Below are 23,519 nucleotides of genomic sequence, written 5' to 3'. Positions count from 1 at the left end.
TTCAATGTAAAGGAAGTTGACGCTAAAATAGTCCGAAAGTATAGTGTAGGTAAGTCGCTGGTCCAACGGTTCGGAAGAGACGGAGAGAAGCTTCCGCGGCGGCCAAGATGACGAAAACAGGGAGTCGGGGAGGAAATGTATGAAAAGGATGAAGAGGTCATGGTCGCTTGGAACAATTCTGGTGCTTATGATGGCGGCGGTACTGTCCGCGTGCGGAAGCGGCAGCAACAACAACTCCGCATCGGAATCGCCGTCGGCGTCGCCTTCGGGGTCGGCGTCTGCGTCAACGGCGGCAAGCGGATCGCCGTCGGCGTCCCCTTCCGGCAACGGCATTGCGAAGCCCCGCGTCGCGTTCGTGTACATCGGGCCGCCGGGAGACGGCGGCTGGACATACCAGCACGACCAAGGCAGGCAGTACATGGAGAAAGAGCTGGGCCTTAAAGCGGATACGGTAGAAAACGTGCCGGAGAGCGCGGACGCCGAACGGATCATCAGCGAGCTGGCGCAAAATCACGACATCATCTTCACCACCAGCTTCGGCTACATGGATTATACCCTGAACGTCGCCAAGAAGTTCCCGAACGTCAAGTTCGAGCACGCCGCCGGCTACAAGACAAACGACAACATGGCGACATACTTCGGCAAAAACTGGGAGGCCAGCTATTTGAGCGGCATCGCGGCCGGCAAAATGACGAAGAAGAACGTGCTCGGCTACGTCGCCGCGTTCCCGATTCCAGAACTGATCTATAACATCAATGCCTTTACGCTCGGCGCCCAAAGCGTCAACAAGGACGTCAAAGTCAACGTCGTCTGGACGAACACGTGGTTCGATCCGACGACCGAACGCAACGCCGCCGTGAGCTTGCTGGACAAGGGCGCGGACGTGCTATTGGCTTACCAGGATTCGCCCGCTTCGCTTCAGGCGGCCGCCGAGAGAGGCGCCTTGGCAGGCGGCAACGATTCCGATATGACGAAGTACGCGCCGAAAGCCTATTTGACCAACCCGGTCTGGAACTGGGGCCCGTATTACGTGAAGAAAGTCAAAGCGCTGATGGACGGCACCTGGACGAACGACCAATACCTCGGCTCGTTCCAGGACGGCATGATCGACATCGCGCCGATGGGCGAGAGCATTCCCGACGACGTCAAGAAGCTGGTGAACGACACGAAAGCGAAGTTCGTCAGCGGCGAGCTGAACGTATTCACCGGCCCGATCGCGGATCAAAGCGGAGCCGAGAAAGTCGCGGCCGGCCAATCGCTGACCGACGCGGAAGTTCTCGAAATGAACTGGTTCGTCAAAGGGGTAGAAGGCACGATTCCGCAATGATTCGCGCTCCCTTCGTTCCAATAATCCGATCAACAAATCCCTTGCCCAAGGGATTTGTTGATTATGAAGTCCAATTTGGGGAGGATCGCGATGCATAGCGAAACTTACTCGCTGGAAATGAAGCAGATCGTCAAGCGGTTCGGCCCGGTCTTGGCGAACGATCATGTCGATTTCGCTTGCAAGCCGGGCGAAGTGCACGCGCTGCTCGGGGAGAACGGAGCGGGCAAGAGCACGATCATGTGCATGCTGTCCGGCGTCTACCGTCCGACGAGCGGAGCGATTTACATTCACGGCCGGGAGGTGAAAATCCGGTCTCCCAAAGACGCGACGAAGCTCGGCATCGGCATGGTGTTCCAAAATTTCCGGCTCGTGCAGACGCTGACCGCGGCGGAAAACATCGTGCTCGGGGAAAAGTCGTCGTTCTGGCGCGGCCCGGGGTGGATGAAGCGCAAGCAGGAAGAGATCGAGGCGATCGCGGAGCATTTCGGCCTGACGTTTCCGGCGGGTCGTCCAATCTGGCAGCTCTCGGTCGGCGAGCAGCAGCGGGTGGAGATCGTCAAGACGCTGTATCGGGGCGCCGAATTCATCATTCTGGACGAACCGACTTCGGTGCTGACGCCCGGCGAGGCCGACCAGCTGTTCCGGACGCTCGAGCAGATGAAGGCCGAAGGGAAGACGGTCATTTTGACCACGCACAAATTGAAGGAAGTCATGGCCGCGGCGGACCGGATCTCGGTCATGCGCAAAGGCCGGATGATCCATACGCTCGACAAGCGCGATACGAACGAGAAAGAGCTGGCGAAGCTGATGGTCGGCAAGGAGATCGCCGCCGTCCGCCGCGAGAGCCGGAACCGGCCGGCGGGCAAGGTTATGCTGGACGTGCAGAACCTGGACGTCTACGGGGAGCATGGGCGCAAGGCGCTCGACAATCTTAGCCTCCAGGTTCGCGAAGGCGAGATCGTCGGGGTCGCCGGCGTCGCCGGCAACGGCCAGAAGGAGCTTGCCGAAGTGCTGAACGGCCTCATTCCCTGGAAAAAGGGCAAGATCGTCTTCAACGGCCGGGAATTCAAAGACGCGTCCGTCCGGGCGGCGATCGAAGCGGGCATCTCCCACGTTCCCGAGAACCGGATGAAGAGCGGCCTCGCGGGCAGCCTCGGCGTCGTCGACAATTTGCTGTTCAAATCGTACCGGACGGAGGAGCGTTCGAAATACGGCTTCCTGCGCATTCGCGGCAACCGGGAATGGTCGCAGCGGCTCGTCGAGCAGTTCGACGTCAAGACGCCCGGTCTCGACGCTCCGGTGCGCCAGCTGTCGGGGGGCAATCAGCAGAAGCTGCTTTTCGCCCGGGAGATCGACCGCCAGCCGCTGCTCATGGTCGCCGTCCATCCGACGCAAGGTCTTGACGTCGGAGCGACGGAAGGCGTGCACCGGCTGCTTACCGATCTGCGCGACGAAGGCAAAAGCGTGCTGCTCATCTCGGAAGATTTGGACGAAGTGATGCAGCTGTCCGACCGCATCCTCATTCTCTACAACGGCGGCATCGTCGGCGAAGTGAGCCGGGAGGAAGCGGACCGCGAGACGATCGGACTTTATATGGCAGGCATCGCGCAAGCGAAGGAGGAAGCGGTATGAGCGAACGTCCCGCGGCCGGCGCGCTGCCGCTGGAGCCGGGAACGGCCCCGGCGCCCCGGCGGTTCATCATCCGCCTGGAGATCGACCCGTCCCGCAAGGAAAGCCCGTGGTGGATGACGATCGTCTCGGTGCTGCTGGCGCTGCTGTTCTGCGCCGTCTTCATCGCAGCCAACGGCAAAAATCCTTGGGCCGTCTACGAGAAAATGTTTACCGGCGCCTTCACCACCGAATTCGGCATTACCGAGACGCTCGTCAAAGCGATTCCGCTCCTGCTCTGCGGTTTGGGCGTGTCGATCGCCTACCGGATCGCCGTATGGAACATCGGCGCCGAAGGGCAGTTCGCCGCCGGCGCGATCGCGGCCACGGCGGTGACGGTTTATTTTCCCGATCTGCCGTTCTACGCCTCGATTCCGCTCATGGTGCTGTTCAGCATCGTCGGCGGGGGCATCTGGGGCGCGCTGACGGCGCTGCCCAAAACATATTTTCAAGTAAACGAACTCATTACGTCCCTCATGCTGAACTACGTGGCGCTGCTGCTGCTCGATTACGTCGTATTCGGCCCGTGGAAAGACCCGAAGGGCTTCAACTTCCCCGGCACGCCGATGTTTACCGACGCGGAGTCGCTGCCGGTGCTGGGCGATACCCGGCTTCATTTCGGCCTCGTGTTCGCGCTCGCCGCCGTTCTGCTCTACGCCTTCACGATGCGCTACACCCGTTGGGGGTACGAGCTGCGGCTCATCGGGGCGAATCCGGAAGCGGCCAAAAACGCGGGCATCCGCATCAAGCGCCACATTATTATCGTGATGATCGTCAGCGGGGCGCTGGCCGGACTTGCGGGTATGAGCGAAGTGTCGGGCGTGACGCACCGGCTCATGTACGGCATCTCCCCGGGTTACGGCTATACGGCGATTATCGTGGCGTGGATCGCCAAGCTGAATCCGTTCGGACTGGTCGTCTCCTCCGTGCTGTTCGGCGGGCTGATCGTCGGCGGGTACAGCGTGCAGACGATGGGGCTGCCGTCGTCGATCTCGAACATGCTGCAAGGCGCCATCCTGTTCTTCCTGATCGCCGGCAACATGATCGCGAAATTCCGGCTGCGCCGCAACGGCTAACAAGGAGCGAGGACCATGGACTTGATTACTCAACTGCTCGTCGCCGCGCTCTCGTCCGGCACGCCTCTGCTATTCGCGACGCTCGGCGGCATTCTGATCGAAAGGTCGGGCATCATCCAGCTCGGAGCCGAAGGCCTCATGCTGATGGGCGCCGTCATGGCCTGCCTCACGTACATCCATACCGGCAGCCTGACGCTTACGCTGCTCGCGGTGCTCACCGTCAGCGCCGCGCTCGGCCTCATTCATTCGTTCCTGACCGTCACGCTGAGGGTGAACCAGATCGTCAGCGGGCTGGCCATGACGCTGTTCGGAACGGGCCTCAGCGCCTATCTGGGGAAGCCGATTACCGGAACCCCGATCCCGGGCGCCGTTCCGAAGCTCGATCTCGATTTTCTCGATTCGGTGCCGATCGTCGGCGATCTGTTCGCCCATCTGGACCTGCTGACGTGGTTCAGCTTTCTGCTCGTCATCGTCCTTCATCTGTTCATTCACCGCACGTCCTGGGGGCTGCACCTGCGGGCCATCGGCGACAACCCGCCGACGGCGGACGTCATGGGCATCCCGGTCCAACTGTTCCGGTACGGCTGCATCGTCGTCGGCTCGATGCTGATTGGCCTGGCCGGCGCGGACCTGCTGCTCATTTATTCGCCGACCTGGATCGAAGGGATGACGGCCGGACGTGGCTGGATCGCGGTGGCGCTCATCATTTTCGCCCGGTGGAATCCGCTGCGCGCGATGTTCTGCGCCTACTTCTTCGGAGTGATGGACACAATCGGCTTCAAAATCCAGCTGATCGGCAGCGCCATTCCTTCGTACTTCCTGAAGATGATTCCGTATATTGTCACGATTCTCGTGCTGATGTTCCTTGGCTACCGCAACCGCAACAAGCCTTCAGGCTCGCCGGAGGCGCTCGGAACGCCCTACATTCGCGAGCAAAGATTTTGATTCGAATCTGGCCATCAAGGAGGGATGGAGGATGGCAATGGAACAAAAGGAAATCCTTCGGCGACCCTCCGTCTGGCAGCCGCGCGATCCGGCCGAAGCGGTCCGGCTGAAGGAAGCGTTCGGACCGGACGCCGTTTACGTGGCCGGAAGCACGCTGCTCCGGACGCAATGGGAAGCGGGCACGGCGGTCATGCCGCCGCATTTGATCGATTTGGCTTCGATTCCGGGCCTCGCCGGCATCGCGGAGCAGGACGGGGAACTGGTCGTCGGATCGCTCGCCCGGCTGGACGACTGCCGGGCGCATCCCGCCTTGGCGGACAAAGCTCCGCTGCTCGTCGAGGCGATCAAACAAATTGCCGGGCGATCCGTCCGCAACCAGGCGACGATCGGCGGCAACGTCGTCTACCGGGTAGGCGACGCGATGCCTGCGCTGCTGGCGTTGGACGCCAGGCTGGATTGGCACGACGGCACAGGCTCCCGAACGGAGGACGTGTCGGAATGGCTTCGCGCCCCTTCCGCCGCTCCGCGGGTGCTGACCGCCATTCGTCTTCCGATCGCGGAAGACGCTCCGACTTCGAACGCGAGGCGAACGTTCGCCTATCATAAAGTGGGACGCCGCGAGGCGTTCACTCCGTCGCTCGTCACCGTGGCGATCGCGGCGGCGTCCGCTGCGGACGGCTCGATCGCAGACATCCGAATCGCCGCCGGCGGAGGGCAGACCGTGCCGAAGCGGATGACCCGCGCCGAGGACGCTCTGCTCGGGAAGGCGCCGGATGCCCGGCTGCTGGCCGCCGTTCACGAGGCGATCCTTGAAGATTACGTTCCGGCGCCCGATCCGTTCGCCGCCGATTCGTACCGGAAAAAGACGGCGGCCAATCTGGTCGTCGCCGCGCTGTGGAAGACGTTCTGCCGCCCGGCGGAAGCGAGGGGGTGAAGGAATGCTGCTGAACAGAGAAACAAGCGGAACGAGATGGCGCGTCCGGCCCGACGGTCCGCCGAAGGTGACCGGACGGCTCGCTTATTTGACCGATATGTCGGTTCCGGGCATGCTCCACGGCATGGTGCTGCGCAGCCCCTATCCGCACGCCCGGATCGTCTCGATCCGGACGGAGAAGGCGCTCGCCATGAAGGGCGTTCATGCCGTGCTCACCTGCGAGGACGTGCCGGGACTGAACCGGTTCGGCATCGCCCACCCGGACCATCCCGTCTTCTGCGAGGACCGCGTCCGGTTCGTCGGCGACGCGGTCGCCGCCGTCGCCGCGGAGACGGCGGAGCTGGCGGCCGAAGCGCTGAAGCGGATCGAGGTGGAGTACGAGCCGCTGCCGGTCGTCGACGATCCGGAGTTCGCTTTGCGGGACGACGCGCCGCGGCTCCACGAGCACGGCAACGTGCTGCACCGCAACGATTACGCGTTCGGCGACGTGGAAGAAGCGTTCCGGGCGTGCGCGCATATCGTCGAAGAGACGTATTCGACGCCGCGGCAGATGCACGTCTATATGGAAACCGAAGGCGGGCTGTTCGTTCCCGAAGCGGACGGCAGGCTGACCGTCTATTCGCCGACGCAGCACGGTTTGATGGACCGGATGCAGCTGGCGCGCATCCTGAACCGGCCCGAAGCCGACATCCGGGTCGTGTCCAGCCCGATCGGCGGCTCGTTCGGAGGGAAGGACGAGCTGAACGTGCAGCCGTACGGATCGCTGCTGGCGCTCGCCACCGGGCGGCCGGTCAAGCTGCACAACTCGCGCTTCGAATCGGTTCGCGCCGGGCTCAAGCGGCATCCGATGCGCATCACGATGCGCACGGGGACGGACGCAAGCGGCAAGCTGCTCGCGCACCGGGTGCGCGTCGTCTCCGACGCCGGCCCGTACTCGACGCTGAGCGCGGAAGTGCTCAACTTCGCGGTCGAGCACGTGCTCGGCCCATACCGATATGAGGCCGCCGAAGTAAAAAGCGTGTCGGTGTTCACCAACAACGGCATGTCGGGCGAATTCCGGGGGTTCGGGGGCAATCAGGCGATTTTCGCGCTCGAAGGGCAGATGGACCGGCTCGCCGAGAAGCTCGGTATGGACCCTTGGGCATTCCGCCGGATCAATCTTCGCAAGCCGGACGATCCCGGACCGCTCGGCCAGCCGATCGCCCCGACGGACGGCGCCCGGCAGGTGTGGGAGGCGCTGCCGGCCAGCCGCCTGTGGCGGGAGAAGGAGCGGGCGGCGGCCGAAGCTGCCCCTGCGGAGCCTTGGCTCAAGATTGGGTACGGAGCCGCGTTCGTCATGCACGGCGCCGGACTCGGCGTCGGCATTCCCGATCCGGCGGGCGGCCGGCTCACGCTCACGCCGGACGGGAAGATCGAGGCGGCGTTCGGCTACGAAGAATTCGGGCAAGGGCTGATCGCTTCGCTGGAGCAAATGCTGATCGAGCAATTCGGCTTCGGGAGCGCCGACTTGCGCATCGTGATCGGCGACACGGACGCCGTTCCCGACAGCGGCTCCAGCACCGCCTCCCGTTCGACCAGCATGATGTGGCAGTCGCTGCGGCGGCTTCGCGCGCCGTTCTCGTCGCGGCTGCTCGGCGCTGCGGCCGAAGCGCTGCGGCTGCCGGCCGACCGGCTTCGCCTCGGCGAAGGCGGCATCCGCGACGCGGCGTCCGGCGAACTGCTGCTCGCCTACGGCCGGCTGGCCGAGCTGGCGCCGGAGCCGATCGTCTGCGAGACGAGCTTCAGCTATCCGACTTCCCCCGTCGAGCGGGTCGGCTCGCACTATTTGTACTCATACAGCTCCGTGGCGGTGAAGGTGGAGGTCAACACGCTGACCGGGCGGGTCCGGCTGCTGGACCAGTTCCACGCGGTGGCGGCCGGCCCGGTCGTCAATCCGCAAGGCTATCTCGGCCAGATCGAAGGCGGCAGCGGCATGGCGCTCGGATTTACGCTGATGGAAGACGCCGTCATGAAGGAGGGCGTCTACCTGACCCGCAACCTCGACACGTATCTGATCCCGACGATCGCCGAGCTTCGCGGACGGTTCGAGGTGCTGCCGATCGAAGGGCTGCCTGAAGGCGACGAGCACGGCCCGCGGGGCATCGGCGAGATCGGCTCGGTCGGGCTGGCGCCGGCGATCGCCCAGGCGGTCTACGACGCGGTGGGCGTACGGACGGCGAAGCTGCCGATCGATCCGGAGGCGCTGCAAGCCGTTCCCGATTTTGAATCGGAGGAGGTCGAACCGGCATGACCGACAAAACGTTGGCGGAACGAAGCGCGCCGTCGCTTCTGGAATGCGAAATCAACGGCGAGAAGGTGTCGCTTGCCGTGCCCCCGACGCGCAGGCTGCTCGATCTATTGCGCGACGACCTGCAGCTGACCGGGACGAAGCGCTCGTGCGACATCGGCCGCTGCGGCGCGTGCATGGTGCTGATCGACGGCAAGCCGTTCAATTCCTGCCTGACGATGGCGTACCAATGCTCGGGCAAAAGCGTTACGACGATCGAAGGCTTGGCGGAGGAGGAGCGGCTGCATCCCGTTCAGCAATGTTTTCTGGAAGAGGGCGGCTACCAATGCGGCTACTGCACGCCGGGCATGATCGTCTCGGTCAAGGCGCTGCTCGACGCCAATCCGCAGCCGACGATGGAAGAGATCGAAGAGGCGTTGTCCGGCAACTTGTGCCGCTGCACCGGCTACGGGGGCATTCTCCGGTCGGTGGCGCGGGCGATCGAAACGGGAGGGGCGGCATCTAATGAGTAAAGAACAGCACATTCAGTATCTCCGGCGCAGCATCGAGGTGTCCAGACGCGCGAGGGAATCCGGCAACACGCCGTTCGGCTGCATTCTCGTCGACAGGGCCGGAAGGATCTTGTGGGAGCAGGGCAATATCGAGGTGACCGAGCACAACTGCACGGGCCACGCCGAGCGGACGCTCATGGAGGAAGTGTCCAAGCGCTTTTCCAAGGAGGAGCTTTGGCATTGCACGATGTATACGACGGCCGAACCGTGCGCGATGTGCGCGGGGGCGATCTATTGGGGCAACGTCGGCCGGGTCGTGTTCGGCATTACGGAGAAGCGGCTCGCGGAGCTGACGGGAGACGACGAGCGCAATTTGACGCTGGATCTTCCTTGCACCGAAGTGTTCGCGAGCGGAAGGAAGCCGATCGTCGTCATCGGGCCTTTCCCCGAGATCGAGAGCGAAGTCGTCGCCGTGCACGAGGGGTACTGGAAATGACCAAACTTACGCTGCAAGCCGTTAACGGAATGGATCGGGAGACGTTCGTCCGGGAGCTCGGCGGCATTTTCGAGCATTCCCCGTGGGTGGCGGAGCGAAGCTGGGAAGCGCGTCCGTTCCGATCTGTCGCCGAGCTGCACGATGCGATGATGGGGGCGGTGCTCGCTTCGCCCGAAGCGGCGATTCTCGAGCTGCTCCGGGCTCACCCGGATTTGGGCACCCGGATGAAGGTGACCGATTATTCGGCCTCCGAGCAATCGGGGGCCGGCCTGGACCGGCTGACGCCGGAGGAATACGAGGAGATGACGTCGCTGAACGAACGATACGTCGGCAAGTTCGGCTTTCCGTTCATTTTGGCCGTCCGAGGCAAGAACAAGGACGACATTCTGGCGTCCATGAAGGAGCGCATTCATCACGACGTTCCGGCAGAGCGGCAAGCGGCGCTGGAGCAAATCCGGCGCATCACCGGCTTCCGGCTGAACGATCTGGTGAGCGATTGAACCGACTACGATAAAGCGGTGGGAGGATCCCGGCATGCCGAAACTCGAAGGCGGACGGAAATTCGTATACAGCCTGGAAAATCGGGCGGGTCGCGGGAGCGAAGCGAAGCCGGCGCGGCCGGCTCGGGAGGGGCGGCCATGAGCGGGCGCCTGACGACGCACGTGCTGGACGTGTCGCTCGGAACGCCTGCCGCCGGCATGCGCGTGCAGCTTTGGCGGCTGGCCGAAGACGGCAGGGAGCTGCTGAAGGAAGCGTACACGAACGAAGACGGCCGGCTCGACGAGCCGCTGCTGGCGGGCGAAGCCATGATGGCCGGCAGCTACGAGCTGCTGTTCGACGTCGGCGATTATTACCGGGGAAGCGCGCACATCGCGTTCCTCGAATGGGTGCCGGTGCGGTTCCATCTGGCCGAGCCGGAGTCCCATTATCACGTGCCGCTGCTGGTTGCGCCGGGAGGCTACAGCACCTATCGCGGAAGTTAAGGGGGACTAACGATGGGCGAACGCTTCGATCGCATCGTCCGGGGAGGGCAGACGGTGCTCCCCGGGGAAGTGCGGGTGATGGATATCGGCATTCGCGACGGCCGCATCGCGGCGCTGTCGGACCGCCTGGAGGCGGAGGACGGAACGCCCGAGACGGACGCGCGTGGGTTATGGGTTCTGCCCGGCATGGTGGACGTTCACGTTCATTTCAATGAGCCGAACATGGGGCATTGGGAAGGCTTCGCGACCGGCTCGGCCGCGCTTGCGGCCGGCGGCTGCACGAGCTACGTCGACATGCCGCTCAACGGGCTGCCGCCGACGGTGAACGTACCGGCTCTGCGAATGAAGGAAGAGCTGGCCGCCGGCAGTTCGGCCGTCGATTACGCGTTCTGGGGCGGACTCGTGCCGGGCCATCTGGACGACCTGGAGCCGCTGGCCGCCGAAGGCGTGCTCGCGTTCAAGGCGTTCCTCTCGAACCCGGGCGGCGACGGGGAGGAACGGTTCCGCGAGGTGGACGACTGGACGCTGCTCGAAGGGATGAAGCGGATCGCTTCCTTCGGAGGCTTGCTGGCGCTGCACGCGGAGAGCGACGCGATCACCTCGAAGCTGGCGGACGAGGCGGCGCGCGCCGGCAGGACGGGAGCGCTGGATTTCGCCGCGACCCGTCCCGTCATCGCCGAGCTGGAGGCGGTGAACCGCGCGCTGCTGTTTGCGGAGCAGACCGGCTGCCGGCTGCATTTCGTGCACATCAGCAGCCCCGAAGGGGTGGAGCTGATCGACCGGGCGAAGCGACGGGGGCTGGACGTGACGGTCGAGACGTGCCCGCATTATTTGGCGCTGTCCGAGCTCGACATGGAGCGGCTCGGCCCGGTCGCCAAGTGCGCGCCGCCGCTTCGCGACGAGGCGAGGATCGAACGGATGTGGGAGCTGCTCGCGGAAGGCCGGATCGACGTGATCGCGTCGGACCATTCGCCGTGCCCGGAAGAGCTGAAGAACGCGCCCGGCAAGACGTTCGCGGAAGCGTGGGGCGGCATCGCCGGCGCGCAGAGCAGCCTGGAACTGATGCTGCACGAAGGCCACGTGGCGAGGGGCATTCCGCTGCCGGAGCTGTCGGCGATGCTGTCGGCGAAGCCCGCGAAGCGGTTCGGGCTTTATCCCCGCAAAGGGGAGATCGCCGTAGGCTTCGACGCCGATCTGGCCATCGTCGATCCGAACGCTTCCTATACGTTGACGAAGGACGATTTGTACCAGCGCCACAAAATCAGCCCGTACGTCGGCCGGACGTTCTCCTGCCGGGTCGCCGCGACCCTGGTCCGCGGCCGTACCGTATACGAATCGGCTCGCGGCATCCTGCTTCCGAATAGCGGCGTCCCGATTCGTTCGGCGTTCAAGGGGAGAGTGACGATATGATCTCGAATTTGCCCGAAACGAACGAAATGATTGGCGAGCTGACCCGGCTGCTCGACGAGCTGGCGGCTTTTTCCGATGGTGCGGAGCCCGGGGTGACCCGGTTGCTGTACACGCCGGCCTGGTCGAAAGCCCAACGCTTTCTGGCGGATAAAATGGCCGAGGCGGGACTCGAGACGCGCTTCGACGCCGTGGGCAATTTGTACGGCCGTCTGCCCGGCACGAATCCGGACGCCGGCGTCGTGCTGACCGGCTCGCATATCGACACGGTCCGCTCGGCCGGCAAATATGACGGCGCTTACGGCATCGTCGCCGGTCTCGCCGCTGTCGCATTCCTGAAGAAAATGCACGGCTCTCCCCGCCGGACGCTGGAAGTCGTCTCCTTCTGCGAGGAGGAAGGCAGCCGTTTTCCCCTCGCCTATTGGGGTTCCGGCAACGCCACCGGCGTCTACGACTGGCGGAAAGATGGCGATAGGGCCGACGAGGAGGGCGTGCCGCTGCGGGAAGCGATGCAAGACTGCGGGTTCGGACGCGACGATCTTGCCGAATGCCGGCGCACCGATCTGGCCGCGTTCGTCGAGCTGCACATCGAGCAGGGCATGGTGCTGGAGAGGATGGAGAAGCGGATCGGCGTCGTCGAGACGATCGTCGGCCAGCGGCGGTACGCAATCACGCTTGAGGGAGCCGCCAACCATGCCGGGACGACGCCGATGACGATGCGGCAGGATGCGGCCGCGGGCGCAGCGGAATGCATCGTGCGCCTCGAAGCGCTGGCGTCCCAATGGGGCGAGCCGCTCGTCGCCACCGTCGGCAAAATCGAAGCGCAGCCCAATACGCCCAACGTCATCGCGGGAACGGTCGATTTTTCGCTGGACATTCGCCATGCGGACGAGTGGCGGCTGAACGCCTTCAGCGAGCTGGCGTTATCGGAGATCGAGCGGATCGCCGTCCGCCGGCGGCTGAAGCATCGCATCACGCCGTGGCTGTCGACGAAGCCGGTGCCGATGAATCCGTCGTTGACCCGCGCCACGGAGCGGATCTGCCAGCAATTGATTTTGCCGTACCGGCGGATGGTAAGCGGAGCGGGGCACGACGCCCAACTGCTCGCGGCCGTCTGTCCGACGGCGATGATCTTCGTGCCGAGCAAGGCGGGCATCAGCCATTCTCCCCATGAATTTACCGAACCGAGGATGCTGGCCGACGGCGTGTCGGTGCTGGCTTCCATGCTATACGAATTGGCTTACGAGGAGCAAAGGATATGAAAACATACGCCGAACTGTCGCCGTCGCCGCGCACGATTTTGACGCCCGGTCCCGTCGAGGTGGATCCTCGCGTGCTCAGGGCTTTGTCCTATCCGATTCTCGGGCAGTTCGATCCCGAATTTACCGCGCTTATGAACGACACGATGGAGATGCTCCGCGCCGTCTTCCGGACGGACAATCGCTGGGCTTACCCGGTGGACGGCACTTCCCGCTCCGGCCTCGAAGCCGTTCTGAACAGTTTGATCGAGCCGGGCGACCGCGTGCTCGTTCCGATCTACGGAAGATTCGGCCATCTGCTGCACGAGATCGCCGAGCGCTGCGGGGCCGAAGTGACGACGATCGAGAAGGAATGGGGAACGGTGTTCGATCCGGAAGAAATTATCGCGGCCATCAGGCGGACCAAGCCGGACATCGTCGCCCTCGTCCACGGCGAGACGTCGACCGGCCGGGTGCAGCCGCTCGAAGAGGTCGGCCGGGTGTGCCGCGAGTTGGACGTTCTGCTCGTCGTCGACGCGGTCGCGACAATCGGAGGCGTTCCGGTCGAGACGGACGCGTGGCATCTGGACGCCGTCATCGGCGGGACGCAGAAGTGCCTGTCCGTTCCGTCCGGCATGTCCCCGATCACATACAACGAACGGGCCGAGCGCAAGGTGCTGTCCCGCAAAAGAGTCGAGCGCGGCTTGCGCGGTCCGGATTACGCGGCGCCGGAAGCGCAGCGGCGGCCGATCCAAAGCAACTATCTCGACCTGGCGCAGCTCCAGGATTATTGGAGCCCGGCCCGCCTGAACCATCACACCGAGATGACGTCGATGCTGTACGGGCTGCGCGAAGGGCTGCGCATCGTGCTCGCGGAAGGGCTGGAAGCCAGGTTCGCCCGCCATCGCCTGCACGAGTCCGCGCTCATGGCCGGACTCCGCGCGATGGGCGTCTCGTTCTACGGCGACCCTGCGTGCAAGCTGACCGTCGTCACCTGTGTCAATATTCCCGAGGGCGTCGACGGGGAGTCCGTGCGCGCGATGCTGCTGGACGTGTTCGGCATCGAGATCGCCAGCTCCTTCGGGCCGCTGAAAGGTAAAATCTGGCGGATCGGCACAATGGGCTACAGCTGCAGCCGCAAAAACGTCCTGCATTTCCTCGGGGCGTTCGAGGCCGTGCTGCTGCGCCACGGTGTGAAGCTTCCCGCCGGGGCGGCGCTTCAGGCGGCTCTGGACGTGTACGCCGGGGCCAAGTAAGAGACCGACGTGGAAAAGAGGCTGTCTCTTGTGCGATCGACTCGCGCAGGAGAGAGCTTCTTTTTAAATTGAGTTGCCATTTTCCGCACAATTGACGAAATGGAGACAGCCCGAAGCATGGACTTCCGCCGCATACCGGCCCGCATCTTCCCAAGAGAGGAAGCGAGTTCCTCACTTCGCGATCTCGCGTGCAACGGCGGGGCTGTCCCAAAAGTAGATAAATCTACCGAGAGTCAGCTTCTTGAAGCCAGGAATAAGCGGGGAGAAGAACGTTTATCCCGCCTTTTTGCTTGCCTTGTTTTCCACAACCACCGCTTTCTTCAGGAGGAAAGGGGGCTAGCCCTCAGTCATTTTCATGACTTATCGAATGTAGCTCAAATTTCGAGCCTCTTTGGCCGGCGTTCGGCGGAAAGGGCGAATGTAGCTCAGATTTTGAACTTCTTTGGCCGGCGTTCAGCGGAAAGGGCGAATGTAGCTCAGATTTTGAACTTCTTTGGCCGGCGTTCGGCGGAATGGGCGAATGTAGCTCAAATTTTGAGCCTCTTTAGCCGGCGTTCGGCGGAAACGAGCAGTGGTCTGTCCCAGACGTTGATTTAGACCTTCTGGGACAGACCCACGCGCCGATGGAGCTTTGCGGAGAACTGGGGCTGTCCCAAAAGGTCAAGCGTCGTCGAATGGTGCTTGGCCGAAGTCGATCTGGTTGGGGCGATCGCCGTGGCAAAGTTTACGGCGTTGTCGAACGCCGTCGTTTTAACCTTTACGCGGTCCCCGAATTGTCGCTCGAAGCAACGGTTTTTCCAGTTTCGCAATAAAAATGGGCTCGCCGAAGTCCGTCGCGAAACATTGTTCGGCCGGATTCCGTCTAAATGGGCGATAAAATTCCATGCTGATGCGATTTTCCAAGAAAAGGAGCATGACCGTGTTCAAACGAGCCGTTCCGCTCGCGATCGCGCTTATCGTGTCCGCCGCCCTGACATCTTGCCGAAATGCCGAGTTGCCGTCCTCGGACAAGCCGGAGCCGGCATCCTCGGAATGAAGCGAACAATCAAGCCAAAACGGTCCGTCTGGATCTGGCGAGGGGAGAGTTGTCGGATTGGCAAACCGACGGCGATTCCGCCGGTGCGGGCGATTCTCCGGATTATCGGAGCACGAGCCCCGACGGAGCATGGATCGCCTCTTATGGGGAAGAGAGCGGCGGCATCTGGGGCGCCGATGCGGCGACCGGGACACGCGAGCAGTGGACGAGGGGGAAAGGGGACGCGCAGCCGCTGTGCTTCCGGACAGCTCCGGCTTTATTTATTTGAAGGATACGGGGGAGCGGCTCGGCGACGGAGCGGGCCCGAAATACGGGCTCGCCAAATACGAACTGGCCGGCCGGAAGTCCGAGGACCTGCCCTTCGAGCGCGGCTTCTGGGGCGCGATCGAATGGATGACGCCCGGGCGGACCCTGCTGGCGAAGAACGGCTTCGACGACGTTTTCGGCCTCCAAGTCGTCGATCTGGAAGCCGGACAAGAGAAGCAAATCTTGTCGACGGACGATGTCGATTACGCCAGGTACGCTTACAATCCGTTCGCCAGGCAGCTCCTGATAAGTGAACAAGGCAAGCTGACGTTCTGCTCGGACACGGGCGCGAAGCTGTCTGTGGTGCCTTGGCCGGACGGACTTGACGAAGCCACGCGAAAAAATCCGAACTTTTCGCAGGAGCCGGGAGATGGCGCAGCTCTTTACTACTTGGCGGCGTCTCAAGGGGGGCGCGTCGGACCCGACGGTTCCGGTTCTCCCCGGACGGGACCCGGCTGGCTTATCAGCTCGGCGCGATCGGAGAGAGCGCAGGCGATGCCGTTCGCGGGGCCAGGCTCGTTCTGGCGAAAGCCGACGGAACCGGGCCGGCCGCGCTGATGCAAGATTACTTCCGGATCTCCCCATACGAGTGGACGCCGTCGTCCGGGAAGATCGTCGTCCTCTTCACCCCGATCGACCGCGCAGATGAAGCCTATGTCGGGTGGATAGCCGTGCCGGAAGACCGACCCCGGTCTTGAGTGTCCACTCCGCCCTTCGATCAGGCGTTTGCGAAGCTGGCGCAGGCGCCGCATGACCGGCTCCAAACTGTTAAGGCAAATCCCTTGACATCCGCCCCGATGTTGCGTAACATAAGGAACGTAGTTTGGCTGTTAAGTGGTTTTCCTTGACATAGGCGAAGGAGTGAACCTTTGTGCATGGGGAGAACGCGCTGGAGAAGACGAATCGGATCAACGTTTTGTTCGATTTTTACGGGTCTCTCCTGACGGAGAAGCAGCAGATGTTCCTGAAGTGTTACTACCACGACGATTATTCCTTGAGCGAGATTGCCGACGATTTCGACATCAGCCGGCAAGCGGTTTACGAACACCTGAAGCGCTCGGAACAGATATTGGAAGACTACGAGAAGAAACTCGGCCTTGCGGCGCGGCACGAACGGCTGCGGGCCGGGCTCATGCGGCTCGAACAACAGATCGGGGAGCTGCCCGATCCTTGGCGGGAGAAGCTGCGCAGCACGGCGGATTTGATCCGCGGGGCGGAAGCCGGGTACACCCCGGAAGGCGCCGCGGGCAACTAGCGTTAGCCGAACGAAAGGAGGGAACGGTTATGGCGTTCGAAGGATTGACGACACGGCTGCAGAATGTGTTCGGCAAGCTGAGAGGCAAAGGCAAGCTGTCGGAGGACGACGTCAACGAAGCGATGCGCGAGGTCCGGTTGGCTTTGCTCGAAGCCGACGTCAACTTCAAGGTTGTCAAGGATTTTATCGCCAAGGTCAAGGAGAAAGCCGTCGGCGCGGAAGTGCAGAAGAGCTTCACGCCGGGCATGGTCGTCGTCGACATCGTTCACAAGGAACTGATCGAGCTGATGGGCGGCACGCAGGCGAAGCTGGCGAAGTCGAACCGTCCGCCGACGGTCGTTCTGATGGCCGGCCTGCAGGGCGCCGGCAAGACGACGCTCACCGGCAAGCTGGCGAAGCTGCTTCAAACGCAGAACCATAAGCCGCTGATGGTGGCCGGCGACATTTACCGTCCTGCCGCGATCAAGCAGCTGGAAGTGCTCGGGGGCCAGATCGGCGTGCCCGTGTTCACGCTGGGAGACCAGGTAAGCCCGGTCGAGATCGCGAAGCAGGGCGTCCAGCTGGCGAAGGAGCAGGGCAACGATTACGTGCTGATCGACACCGCCGGCCGCTTGCAGATCGACGAAGCGCTGATGGACGAGATCAAGCGGATCCACGAGGCGGTCAAGCCCGACGAGACGCTGCTCGTCGTCGACGCCATGACCGGTCAGGAAGCCGTCAACGTCGCGAAGAGCTTTCACGAGCAGCTCGCGCTGACGGGGGTCGTGCTGACGAAGTTGGACGGCGACACCCGCGGCGGCGCCGCGCTGTCGGTCAAGGCGGTGACCGGCTGCCCGATCAAGTTCGCCTCCACGGGCGAGAAGATCGACCAGCTGGAGGCGTTCCATCCCGACCGGATGGCATCCCGGATTCTCGGCATGGGCGACATGCTCTCCCTGATCGAGAAGGCGCAGTCGAACATCGACGCGGAGAAGGCGAAGGATCTCGAGCGCAAGATGCGCACCGCCGAGTTCACGTTCGACGATTTCCTCGAACAGATGGAGCAGATGCGCAAGCTCGGGCCGCTCGATCAGCTGCTCGACATGCTGCCCGGCATGAACAAGCTGAAGGGCAATCCGAACTTCAAGATCGACGAGAAGCAGATCGCGCGCACCGAAGCGATCGTCAAATCGATGACGAAGGCCGAGAAGCAGAAGCCCGACATCATCAACTACAATCGGCGCAAGCGGATCGCCGCGGGCAGCGGCACGACCGTCGCCGACGTGAACCGGCTGCTCAAGCAGTTCGAGGACATGAAGAAGATGATGAAGCAGTTTTCCGGCATGATGGGGCCCAAAGGGCCGAAGGGCGGCATGAAGGCGCTCAAGGGCATGCTCGGCGGCAAGAACATGAGATTTCCGTTCTAACCCGATAACTTCGTTAAGGAGGTGAAAGCAATGGCAGTTCGTATCCGTTTGAAACGTATGGGCGCTCATAAAGCTCCTTTTTACCGCGTGGTCGTATCCGATTCCCGTTCGCCGCGTGACGGCCGTTTTATCGAGGAGATCGGCATTTATAACCCGGTCGCTCAACCGGCTCAAGTTCAAATCAACGAAGAGAAAGCTCTGAAATGGCTGCAAAACGGCGCGCAAGCGTCCGATACGGTCCGCAATCTTCTGAGCAAAGCTGGCGTTCTGAAGAAGTTCCACGAATCCAAGCTCCAGAAGTAAGACGTCTCATTACCCGGAGGGCTAAGCCATGGAACAACTGATTCGGGTTATCGCCCGAGCTTTGGTGGATCATCCGGAAGACGTGCGAATTCAGGTCAAGGAAGACGCGCGCGGCCTGGTGTACGAGCTTTCCGTTCATCCGGGCGATGTCGGTAAAGTCATCGGCAAGCAGGGGCGCATCGCGAAGGCGCTGCGCACGGTCGTCGCTTCCGCCGCCGTCAAGGAGCGGAAACGCGTCATCGTGGACATCGTGTCGGAATAATGCCAACCGAAGGGCCGGGTATGCTAAGAAGGCATGTCCGGCCCTTCGTGTCGGCAGGCGGCGGCTTAGCCGCGCGCGGTAATGGCGGAAAACTAGCGAAAGGGGCGACTTCCATGGCGGAAGAGCGCATGCTGAACGTAGGCAAAATCGTCAATACCCACGGCATTCGCGGCGAGGTGAAGGTGTGGCCGCAAACCGATTTTCCGGATGTGCGCTTTCGCCGGGGAAGCCGTCTCGTGCTCTGTCCTCCCGAAGCCGGGGAACCGGTCGAGGTCGAAGTCGCGGGCTCCCGCGAGCAGAGCAACGTTTATGTGTTGAAGCTCAAGGGCTTCGACAATATTAACCAGGTGGAAAAGTACAAAGGCTGGATGCTGAAGGTGCGCGGCGAAGACCGCGTCGAACTGGAGGAAGGCGAATATTACGTCCGGGACATCGTGGGCTGTTCCGTCGTAACGGACGAAGGCGAGACGCTGGGCGAAATCACCGACGTTCTGTCCCCCGGCGCGAACGACGTCTGGGTCGTCAAACGGCCGAAGGGCAAGGAGCTGCTGCTCCCTGTCATTGACGACGTCGTGCTCGGCGTCGACGTGCCCGGACGGATCGTCAAAGTGCGCCTGATGGAAGGACTGCTGTAACATGCGCATCGACGTGCTCACGTTGTTCCCGGAAATGTTCGATGGCGTGTTCGGCAGCAGCATCCTCGGCAAAGCCCGCGACAAAGGCCTCGTCTCCCTGTCGACGGTCAATTTCCGGGATTACGCCAATAATAAACATAACACGGTCGACGACACGCCGTACGGCGGCGGAGGCGGCATGGTGCTCAAGCCGGAGCCGATTTTCGCCGCCGTAGAGGATGTCGTGCGCCAGGCGAGCGAGCAGGAGTCGGCCCGGGACGAGGAGTCCGGGACGGGAAAGGCCCGCGTCGTGCTCATGTGTCCGCAGGGCGAGAAGTTCACGCAGGCCAAAGCGCGGGAGCTGGCCGCAGAGGAGCATCTCGTCTTCATTTGCGGCCATTACGAAGGCTATGACGAGCGCATCCGCGAGCATCTCGTGACGGACGAGCTGTCGATCGGCGATTACGTGCTGACGGGCGGCGAGCTGCCGGCGATGGTCGTCATCGACGCGGTCGTCCGTCTGCTGCCCGGCGTCCTCGGCAACGAGCAATCGGCGGTGCGGGATTCGTTCAGCGACGGGCTGCTCGAATATCCGCATTATACGCGGCCTCCCGTTTTCCGCGGCTGGAAGGTGCCGGACATGCTGCTCTCCGGACATCACGCCGAGATCGAGAAATGGCGGCGCGCGCAATCGCTGGCGCGAACGCTCGCCCGAAGGCCGGACTTGCTCGAGTCGGCGGAGCTCTCCGACAAGGAACGGCAATGGCTCGCGTCGGAGCGGGCCCGCCTGTCCGGCGAAGCGCCGGAACCGGACTGAGCAGCCTGAGCTTGTATGGACACCGGCGCTTTCTCTTATGAATCGAACCCGGCTTCGGAGCCTTGCGCCGATTTTGGGCATTGGCCGCAAATCGCGGTTGTGTTCCGGAACGGAATATGATAGAATTTCAGGTGTTGTGTGCGCCGATTTGCCCGTTCGTTTAAGCGAGCGGTGCCATCGGCCGTAAGTCGGACGGTCCTCTGCACGCCATGAGGCGAATGAGCGCATTCGCGGAGCGGGGCACGAACGTCTGTGAGGAGAGGAGTGAAGACTCGAATGAACTTGATTCAAGCGATCACGCAAGACCAACTTCGCAAAGACATTCCCAGCTTCCGTCCCGGCGACACGCTGAAGGTTTACGTTAAAGTCGTCGAGGGTTCCCGCGAGCGGGTTCAGTTGTTCGAAGGCGTCGTCATCAAGCGTCGCGGCGGCGGAATCAGCGAAACGTTCACGGTTCGCAAAATTTCGTACGGCGTAGGCGTCGAACGCGCATTCCCGGTCCATTCGCCACGCATCGAGAAGATCGAAGTGGCTCGCCGCGGCAAAGTGCGTCGTGCGAAGCTGTACTACCTGCGCGGCCTGCGCGGTAAAGCGGCTCGTATCAAAGAGATTCGATAAGAGCGTCAAAGGGGGGGCTTGGCGGTGTTCAAGTCCTCCTTTTTGCATTTTCCCGGAAAAAAGGCGTTGGATCGTCCCAGAGGGAGAGTAAGAGCAGGAGAGAGGCGAATCGACATGGATCAATCGCACGATCGGAAAAGCGCAGATACGGCCGGCCCAGACGAATACGCAAGGCTGGTCGATGCGGACAATAGGAACTCCATCCCCCCATCGAATACTTCCGAAACGGACAGTCCGCCCTTTCCGGGTCCGGGTCAGCCTCCCGAAGGGCCGAGGCGGAAGAAGTCCTCTTCCAAGGCCGGAAACGAACTGACCGAGTGGATCAAGGCGCTCGTCATCGCAGGCATTCTCGTATTCGTCATTCGGTGGCTGCTCGTCTCCCCGTTCATCGTGGACGGCGAGTCGATGGAGCCGAACTTCCAGAACAGGGAACGGATTATCGTCAACAAAGTGTTGTACGATTTCCGTCAGCCCAAGGCCGGCGAAGTGATCGTGTTCCACGTTCCGGACGAAAAGCGCGATTTCATCAAGCGGGTAATCGCGGTGCCCGGCGATAAGGTCAAAGTTGAAGGAGACACCGTCTATGTCAACGGCAAGCCGATCGACGAGCCTTATTTGAAAAAGGCGATCGCCGAGGCGCACGCGGAAGGCCGAGCCTACAACGATACGGATTTTCCGGAAGGCACCGTGCCGGCAGGGACGCTGTTCGTCATGGGCGACAACCGTTCCAACAGCAAAGACAGCCGCATGATCGGATACATACCGATGAGCCGGGTTGTCGGCCGTGCCGAGCTGATTTTCTGGCCGCTGAAGGATATCAATTACATCGGACGCGGATACTGACGAGTGCGGCAAACCGCTTGCGGGTCCGCGCGGCGAGCGGGAGGGAAGCGTCATGACGATTCAATGGTTTCCGGGTCATATGACGCGGGCCAAACGCCAAATCGAAGAAAAACTGAAGCTGATCGACGTCGTGTTCGAGCTGCTCGACGCGAGGGTGCCGATGTCCAGCCGCAATCCGATGATCGACGAAATTGTCGGGCCGAAGCCGCGCCTCATTCTGCTGAACAAAGCGGATCTGGCCGATGCGGAGACGACGAACAAATGGATCGACTGGTTCCGTTCGTTCGGCCGCGAGGTGCTCGCGATCGATGCGAACACCGGCACGGGCGTCAAGGAAATCGGCGGGCGCGTGAAGACGCTGCTGAAGGAGAAGATCGATCGCCAGATTGCCAAAGGCATGAAGCCGCGTCCGGCCCGGGCGCTCATCGTCGGCATCCCGAACGTGGGCAAGTCGACGCTGATCAACAAGCTGGCCGGCCGAACGGCGGCCGTAACCGGGGATCGCCCGGGCGTCACCAAAGGCCAGCAATGGATCCGTACCGGCGGAGAGCTGGAGCTGTTGGACACGCCGGGCATTCTGTGGCCGAAGTTTGAGGACCCGGAGGTCGGCTTCAAGCTGGCCGCGACGGGCGCGATCAAGGAGGAAGTGCTCCAGATCGAGGAAGTGGCGTGCTACGTGCTCCAGTGGCTGGCGGCCGAATACGGCGATACGCTTAAGGACAGGTACGGCCTTGCGGATTTGCCTTCGGAGCTGCCGGACATCGCGGCGGCCGCCGGCGTGCTCGAGGAGATCGGGCGCCGCCGGGGTTGTCTCGCGGGCGGCGGCCACGTCGATTATACGAAAGCGGCGGGCGTGCTGCTGCGGGATTTGCGCTCGGGCAAGCTGGGGCGCATTACGCTGGAAGCTCCGGTTATCTGAGCTTGGCGCTTACGTCTCCGGCGCGGGAAACGGTCGATGCCATCGACTCGTTCCCGCGCCGGATTTTTTTGTAGAAGGGTGTTTATGAAGAAACTCTCCGCAGGTTTGTAGGCTCGCGAAGCGCCTGACGCGGCGCTGTAAGCCGCAGATGTCGGGTTACTGCACGCTACCGTGAAAGATTTTTATCGGATCAGGTTGCCGAAACCGCTTTTTACAGGGAAAATGAAAGAAAGAGTTGAGGACCTTTTGTCCGCGGACAGGGGACGAAAGGTGCGGAAAGGGCGCAAGGGACGAGCAAATATGGCGAAGACGAGCAAGAAGGAACAGGAGCAGGAGCAGGAGAAGGAGAAGGAGACAAACAAGCGGAAAACGCGGGGACGGCAGACGGAGGCGGAACCGGTTAACCGTCTTGAATTCGAGGGCGGGTTATGGGCGCAAGGCTTGACGGCGGTGGCCGGCCTTGACGAGGTCGGACGCGGTTGCCTGTTCGGCGACGTGGTGGCGGCTGCGGTCATTTTGCCGCCGGGTCTCGTGCTGGACGAGATCGACGATTCCAAGCAGCTCAGCGAGAAAAAGCGGGAGCGGCTTTACGACGTCATTTTGGAGCACGCGGTAGCCTGGTCCGTTGCGAGAGTGGACGCCCCGACCGTCGATCGCATCAACATCCGCCAAGCTTCCCGCCTGGCGATGAAGATGGCGGTGGAATCGCTGGCCGTTCGGCCCGAGCATTTGCTGATCGACGCGGAGACGGTGAGCCTGGACATTCCCCAGACGCCGATTATCAAGGGCGACGCCAGAAGCCAGTCGATCGGAGCGGCGTCGATCGTGGCCAAAGTGACGCGCGACCGGCTGTGCCGCGACGTATGGGACGCGCTTTATCCGGGCTTCGGGCTCGCGGCGAACAAAGGCTACGCAACGAGAGAGCACCGGGAAGCGCTGCTCCGGATGGGGCCGACGCCGATGCATCGCAGAACGTTTCTGGAAGGAATATTGGCCGAGCAGCAGCAATTGTTTTAGCGGAAATCTGCAGCT

The 23,519-nt window shown here is 62.5% G+C and carries 26 protein-coding genes; all 26 read left to right on the top strand.

The features are described 5' to 3' along the window. The first annotated feature begins 139 nt into the window (after window positions 1-139). A complete protein-coding gene (locus G485_RS0100645; RefSeq protein ID WP_027090911.1) occupies window positions 140-1,327 on the top strand; it encodes a BMP family ABC transporter substrate-binding protein in 1,188 nt (395 codons plus the stop codon). Between the two features lie 90 nt (window positions 1,328-1,417). Then, a complete protein-coding gene (locus G485_RS0100640; protein ID WP_027090910.1) occupies window positions 1,418-2,959 on the top strand; it encodes an ABC transporter ATP-binding protein in 1,542 nt (513 codons plus the stop codon). Then, complete coding sequence (locus tag G485_RS0100635) at window positions 2,956-4,071, top strand: ABC transporter permease (protein ID WP_027090909.1); 1,116 nt, start codon at window positions 2,956-2,958, stop codon at window positions 4,069-4,071. Before G485_RS0100640 ends, G485_RS0100635 begins: the two co-directional genes overlap by 4 nt. A gap of 15 nt (window positions 4,072-4,086) precedes the next feature. Then, complete coding sequence (locus G485_RS0100630) at window positions 4,087-5,016, top strand: ABC transporter permease (RefSeq protein ID WP_027090908.1); 930 nt, start codon at window positions 4,087-4,089, stop codon at window positions 5,014-5,016. Window positions 5,017-5,047: 31 nt separating this feature from the next. Then, window positions 5,048-5,950: an FAD binding domain-containing protein gene (locus G485_RS24650; RefSeq protein ID WP_051317923.1), complete on the top strand. Its 903-nt coding sequence runs from the start codon at window positions 5,048-5,050 to the stop codon at window positions 5,948-5,950. Between the two features lie 4 nt (window positions 5,951-5,954). Continuing rightward, window positions 5,955-8,240, top strand: coding sequence for a xanthine dehydrogenase subunit D (pucD, locus tag G485_RS0100620; RefSeq protein ID WP_027090907.1), 2,286 nt, complete (start codon window positions 5,955-5,957; stop codon window positions 8,238-8,240). Then, window positions 8,237-8,749, top strand: a complete 513-nt coding sequence (locus tag G485_RS0100615) for a (2Fe-2S)-binding protein (protein WP_051317922.1) — start codon at window positions 8,237-8,239, stop codon at window positions 8,747-8,749. Before pucD ends, G485_RS0100615 begins: the two co-directional genes overlap by 4 nt. After that, the gene (locus G485_RS0100610; protein WP_027090905.1) at window positions 8,742-9,224 is read left to right on the top strand and encodes a nucleoside deaminase; all 483 of its coding nucleotides are present in this window, start codon (window positions 8,742-8,744) and stop codon (window positions 9,222-9,224) included. The genes G485_RS0100615 and G485_RS0100610 overlap by 8 nt, the downstream gene beginning before the upstream one ends. Further along, window positions 9,221-9,724 (top strand): 2-oxo-4-hydroxy-4-carboxy-5-ureidoimidazoline decarboxylase, encoded by a 504-nt coding sequence (uraD, locus tag G485_RS0100605; RefSeq protein WP_027090904.1) that lies wholly within the window; start codon window positions 9,221-9,223, stop codon window positions 9,722-9,724. The genes G485_RS0100610 and uraD overlap by 4 nt, the downstream gene beginning before the upstream one ends. Before the next feature lie 138 nt (window positions 9,725-9,862). After that, entirely contained in the window at window positions 9,863-10,207 is a 345-nt protein-coding gene (gene uraH, locus G485_RS0100595; protein ID WP_027090903.1) for a hydroxyisourate hydrolase, read from the top strand. Between the two features lie 12 nt (window positions 10,208-10,219). Beyond that, on the top strand, window positions 10,220-11,617 hold the full coding sequence (locus G485_RS0100590; RefSeq protein WP_027090902.1) for an allantoinase: 1,398 nt from the start codon (window positions 10,220-10,222) through the stop codon (window positions 11,615-11,617). After that, on the top strand, window positions 11,614-12,876 hold the full coding sequence (allC, locus tag G485_RS0100585; RefSeq protein WP_035154296.1) for an allantoate deiminase: 1,263 nt from the start codon (window positions 11,614-11,616) through the stop codon (window positions 12,874-12,876). The genes G485_RS0100590 and allC overlap by 4 nt, the downstream gene beginning before the upstream one ends. Then, complete coding sequence (locus G485_RS0100580) at window positions 12,873-14,108, top strand: pyridoxal-phosphate-dependent aminotransferase family protein (RefSeq protein WP_027090900.1); 1,236 nt, start codon at window positions 12,873-12,875, stop codon at window positions 14,106-14,108. Before allC ends, G485_RS0100580 begins: the two co-directional genes overlap by 4 nt. 117 nt (window positions 14,109-14,225) lie before the next feature. Next, the gene (locus G485_RS0100575; protein WP_027090899.1) at window positions 14,226-14,705 is read left to right on the top strand and encodes a hypothetical protein; all 480 of its coding nucleotides are present in this window, start codon (window positions 14,226-14,228) and stop codon (window positions 14,703-14,705) included. Between the two features lie 488 nt (window positions 14,706-15,193). Beyond that, the gene (locus tag G485_RS29640; RefSeq protein ID WP_156922031.1) at window positions 15,194-15,412 is read left to right on the top strand and encodes a hypothetical protein; all 219 of its coding nucleotides are present in this window, start codon (window positions 15,194-15,196) and stop codon (window positions 15,410-15,412) included. Further along, window positions 15,379-16,008: a hypothetical protein gene (locus G485_RS0100565; RefSeq protein WP_027090898.1), complete on the top strand. Its 630-nt coding sequence runs from the start codon at window positions 15,379-15,381 to the stop codon at window positions 16,006-16,008. The genes G485_RS29640 and G485_RS0100565 overlap by 34 nt, the downstream gene beginning before the upstream one ends. A gap of 313 nt (window positions 16,009-16,321) precedes the next feature. Next, entirely contained in the window at window positions 16,322-16,705 is a 384-nt protein-coding gene (gene ylxM, locus G485_RS0100555) for a YlxM family DNA-binding protein (protein ID WP_027090897.1), read from the top strand. Window positions 16,706-16,734: 29 nt separating this feature from the next. Beyond that, the gene (gene ffh, locus G485_RS0100550; RefSeq protein WP_027090896.1) at window positions 16,735-18,111 is read left to right on the top strand and encodes a signal recognition particle protein; all 1,377 of its coding nucleotides are present in this window, start codon (window positions 16,735-16,737) and stop codon (window positions 18,109-18,111) included. A 30-nt stretch (window positions 18,112-18,141) separates the two neighbouring features. Then, entirely contained in the window at window positions 18,142-18,414 is a 273-nt protein-coding gene (rpsP, locus tag G485_RS0100545; protein WP_027090895.1) for a 30S ribosomal protein S16, read from the top strand. Between the two features lie 28 nt (window positions 18,415-18,442). Then, entirely contained in the window at window positions 18,443-18,676 is a 234-nt protein-coding gene (locus G485_RS0100540; protein ID WP_027090894.1) for a KH domain-containing protein, read from the top strand. Window positions 18,677-18,789: 113 nt separating this feature from the next. Next, entirely contained in the window at window positions 18,790-19,311 is a 522-nt protein-coding gene (rimM, locus tag G485_RS0100535) for a ribosome maturation factor RimM (RefSeq protein WP_027090893.1), read from the top strand. Between the two features lies 1 nt (window position 19,312). Further along, complete coding sequence (gene trmD, locus G485_RS0100530; RefSeq protein WP_027090892.1) at window positions 19,313-20,107, top strand: tRNA (guanosine(37)-N1)-methyltransferase TrmD; 795 nt, start codon at window positions 19,313-19,315, stop codon at window positions 20,105-20,107. 276 nt (window positions 20,108-20,383) lie between these two features. Continuing rightward, window positions 20,384-20,725 (top strand): 50S ribosomal protein L19, encoded by a 342-nt coding sequence (gene rplS / locus G485_RS0100525; protein ID WP_027090891.1) that lies wholly within the window; start codon window positions 20,384-20,386, stop codon window positions 20,723-20,725. A gap of 114 nt (window positions 20,726-20,839) precedes the next feature. After that, window positions 20,840-21,568: a signal peptidase I gene (gene lepB, locus G485_RS24645; protein WP_084423037.1), complete on the top strand. Its 729-nt coding sequence runs from the start codon at window positions 20,840-20,842 to the stop codon at window positions 21,566-21,568. Window positions 21,569-21,620: 52 nt separating this feature from the next. Then, window positions 21,621-22,487 carry a ribosome biogenesis GTPase YlqF gene (gene ylqF / locus G485_RS0100515; protein ID WP_027090890.1) on the top strand — a complete coding sequence of 289 codons (867 nt, stop codon included), beginning with the start codon at window positions 21,621-21,623 and terminating at the stop codon, window positions 22,485-22,487. Between the two features lie 300 nt (window positions 22,488-22,787). Beyond that, window positions 22,788-23,504 (top strand): ribonuclease HII, encoded by a 717-nt coding sequence (locus G485_RS24640; RefSeq protein WP_084423036.1) that lies wholly within the window; start codon window positions 22,788-22,790, stop codon window positions 23,502-23,504. The last annotated feature ends 15 nt before the right edge of the window (window positions 23,505-23,519 follow it).

The sequence above is a fragment of the Cohnella thermotolerans DSM 17683 genome, from assembly GCF_000429825.1.
GTDB lineage: Bacteria > Bacillota > Bacilli > Paenibacillales > Paenibacillaceae > Cohnella > Cohnella thermotolerans.
Note: the sequence above shows the minus strand (reverse complement) of the source record. Positions and strands in the feature narration are given on the sequence as shown.

Coding starts and splice junctions, on each gene's coding strand:
- G485_RS0100615 (WP_051317922.1), top strand. CDS start 8,237: ATGACCGACAAAACGTTGGCGGAACGAAGCGCGCCGTCGCTTCTGGAA.
- rpsP (WP_027090895.1), top strand. CDS start 18,142: ATGGCAGTTCGTATCCGTTTGAAACGTATGGGCGCTCATAAAGCTCCT.
- G485_RS0100610 (WP_027090905.1), top strand. CDS start 8,742: ATGAGTAAAGAACAGCACATTCAGTATCTCCGGCGCAGCATCGAGGTG.
- G485_RS0100590 (WP_027090902.1), top strand. CDS start 10,220: ATGGGCGAACGCTTCGATCGCATCGTCCGGGGAGGGCAGACGGTGCTC.
- G485_RS24640 (WP_084423036.1), top strand. CDS start 22,788: ATGGCGAAGACGAGCAAGAAGGAACAGGAGCAGGAGCAGGAGAAGGAG.
- rplS (WP_027090891.1), top strand. CDS start 20,384: ATGAACTTGATTCAAGCGATCACGCAAGACCAACTTCGCAAAGACATT.
- G485_RS0100580 (WP_027090900.1), top strand. CDS start 12,873: ATGAAAACATACGCCGAACTGTCGCCGTCGCCGCGCACGATTTTGACG.
- G485_RS0100630 (WP_027090908.1), top strand. CDS start 4,087: ATGGACTTGATTACTCAACTGCTCGTCGCCGCGCTCTCGTCCGGCACG.
- ffh (WP_027090896.1), top strand. CDS start 16,735: ATGGCGTTCGAAGGATTGACGACACGGCTGCAGAATGTGTTCGGCAAG.
- trmD (WP_027090892.1), top strand. CDS start 19,313: ATGCGCATCGACGTGCTCACGTTGTTCCCGGAAATGTTCGATGGCGTG.
- rimM (WP_027090893.1), top strand. CDS start 18,790: ATGGCGGAAGAGCGCATGCTGAACGTAGGCAAAATCGTCAATACCCAC.
- G485_RS24650 (WP_051317923.1), top strand. CDS start 5,048: ATGGCAATGGAACAAAAGGAAATCCTTCGGCGACCCTCCGTCTGGCAG.
- lepB (WP_084423037.1), top strand. CDS start 20,840: ATGGATCAATCGCACGATCGGAAAAGCGCAGATACGGCCGGCCCAGAC.
- G485_RS0100635 (WP_027090909.1), top strand. CDS start 2,956: ATGAGCGAACGTCCCGCGGCCGGCGCGCTGCCGCTGGAGCCGGGAACG.
- G485_RS0100540 (WP_027090894.1), top strand. CDS start 18,443: ATGGAACAACTGATTCGGGTTATCGCCCGAGCTTTGGTGGATCATCCG.
- G485_RS0100640 (WP_027090910.1), top strand. CDS start 1,418: ATGCATAGCGAAACTTACTCGCTGGAAATGAAGCAGATCGTCAAGCGG.
- allC (WP_035154296.1), top strand. CDS start 11,614: ATGATCTCGAATTTGCCCGAAACGAACGAAATGATTGGCGAGCTGACC.
- uraD (WP_027090904.1), top strand. CDS start 9,221: ATGACCAAACTTACGCTGCAAGCCGTTAACGGAATGGATCGGGAGACG.
- uraH (WP_027090903.1), top strand. CDS start 9,863: ATGAGCGGGCGCCTGACGACGCACGTGCTGGACGTGTCGCTCGGAACG.
- G485_RS0100645 (WP_027090911.1), top strand. CDS start 140: ATGAAAAGGATGAAGAGGTCATGGTCGCTTGGAACAATTCTGGTGCTT.
- ylqF (WP_027090890.1), top strand. CDS start 21,621: ATGACGATTCAATGGTTTCCGGGTCATATGACGCGGGCCAAACGCCAA.
- pucD (WP_027090907.1), top strand. CDS start 5,955: ATGCTGCTGAACAGAGAAACAAGCGGAACGAGATGGCGCGTCCGGCCC.
- G485_RS0100575 (WP_027090899.1), top strand. CDS start 14,226: ATGGACTTCCGCCGCATACCGGCCCGCATCTTCCCAAGAGAGGAAGCG.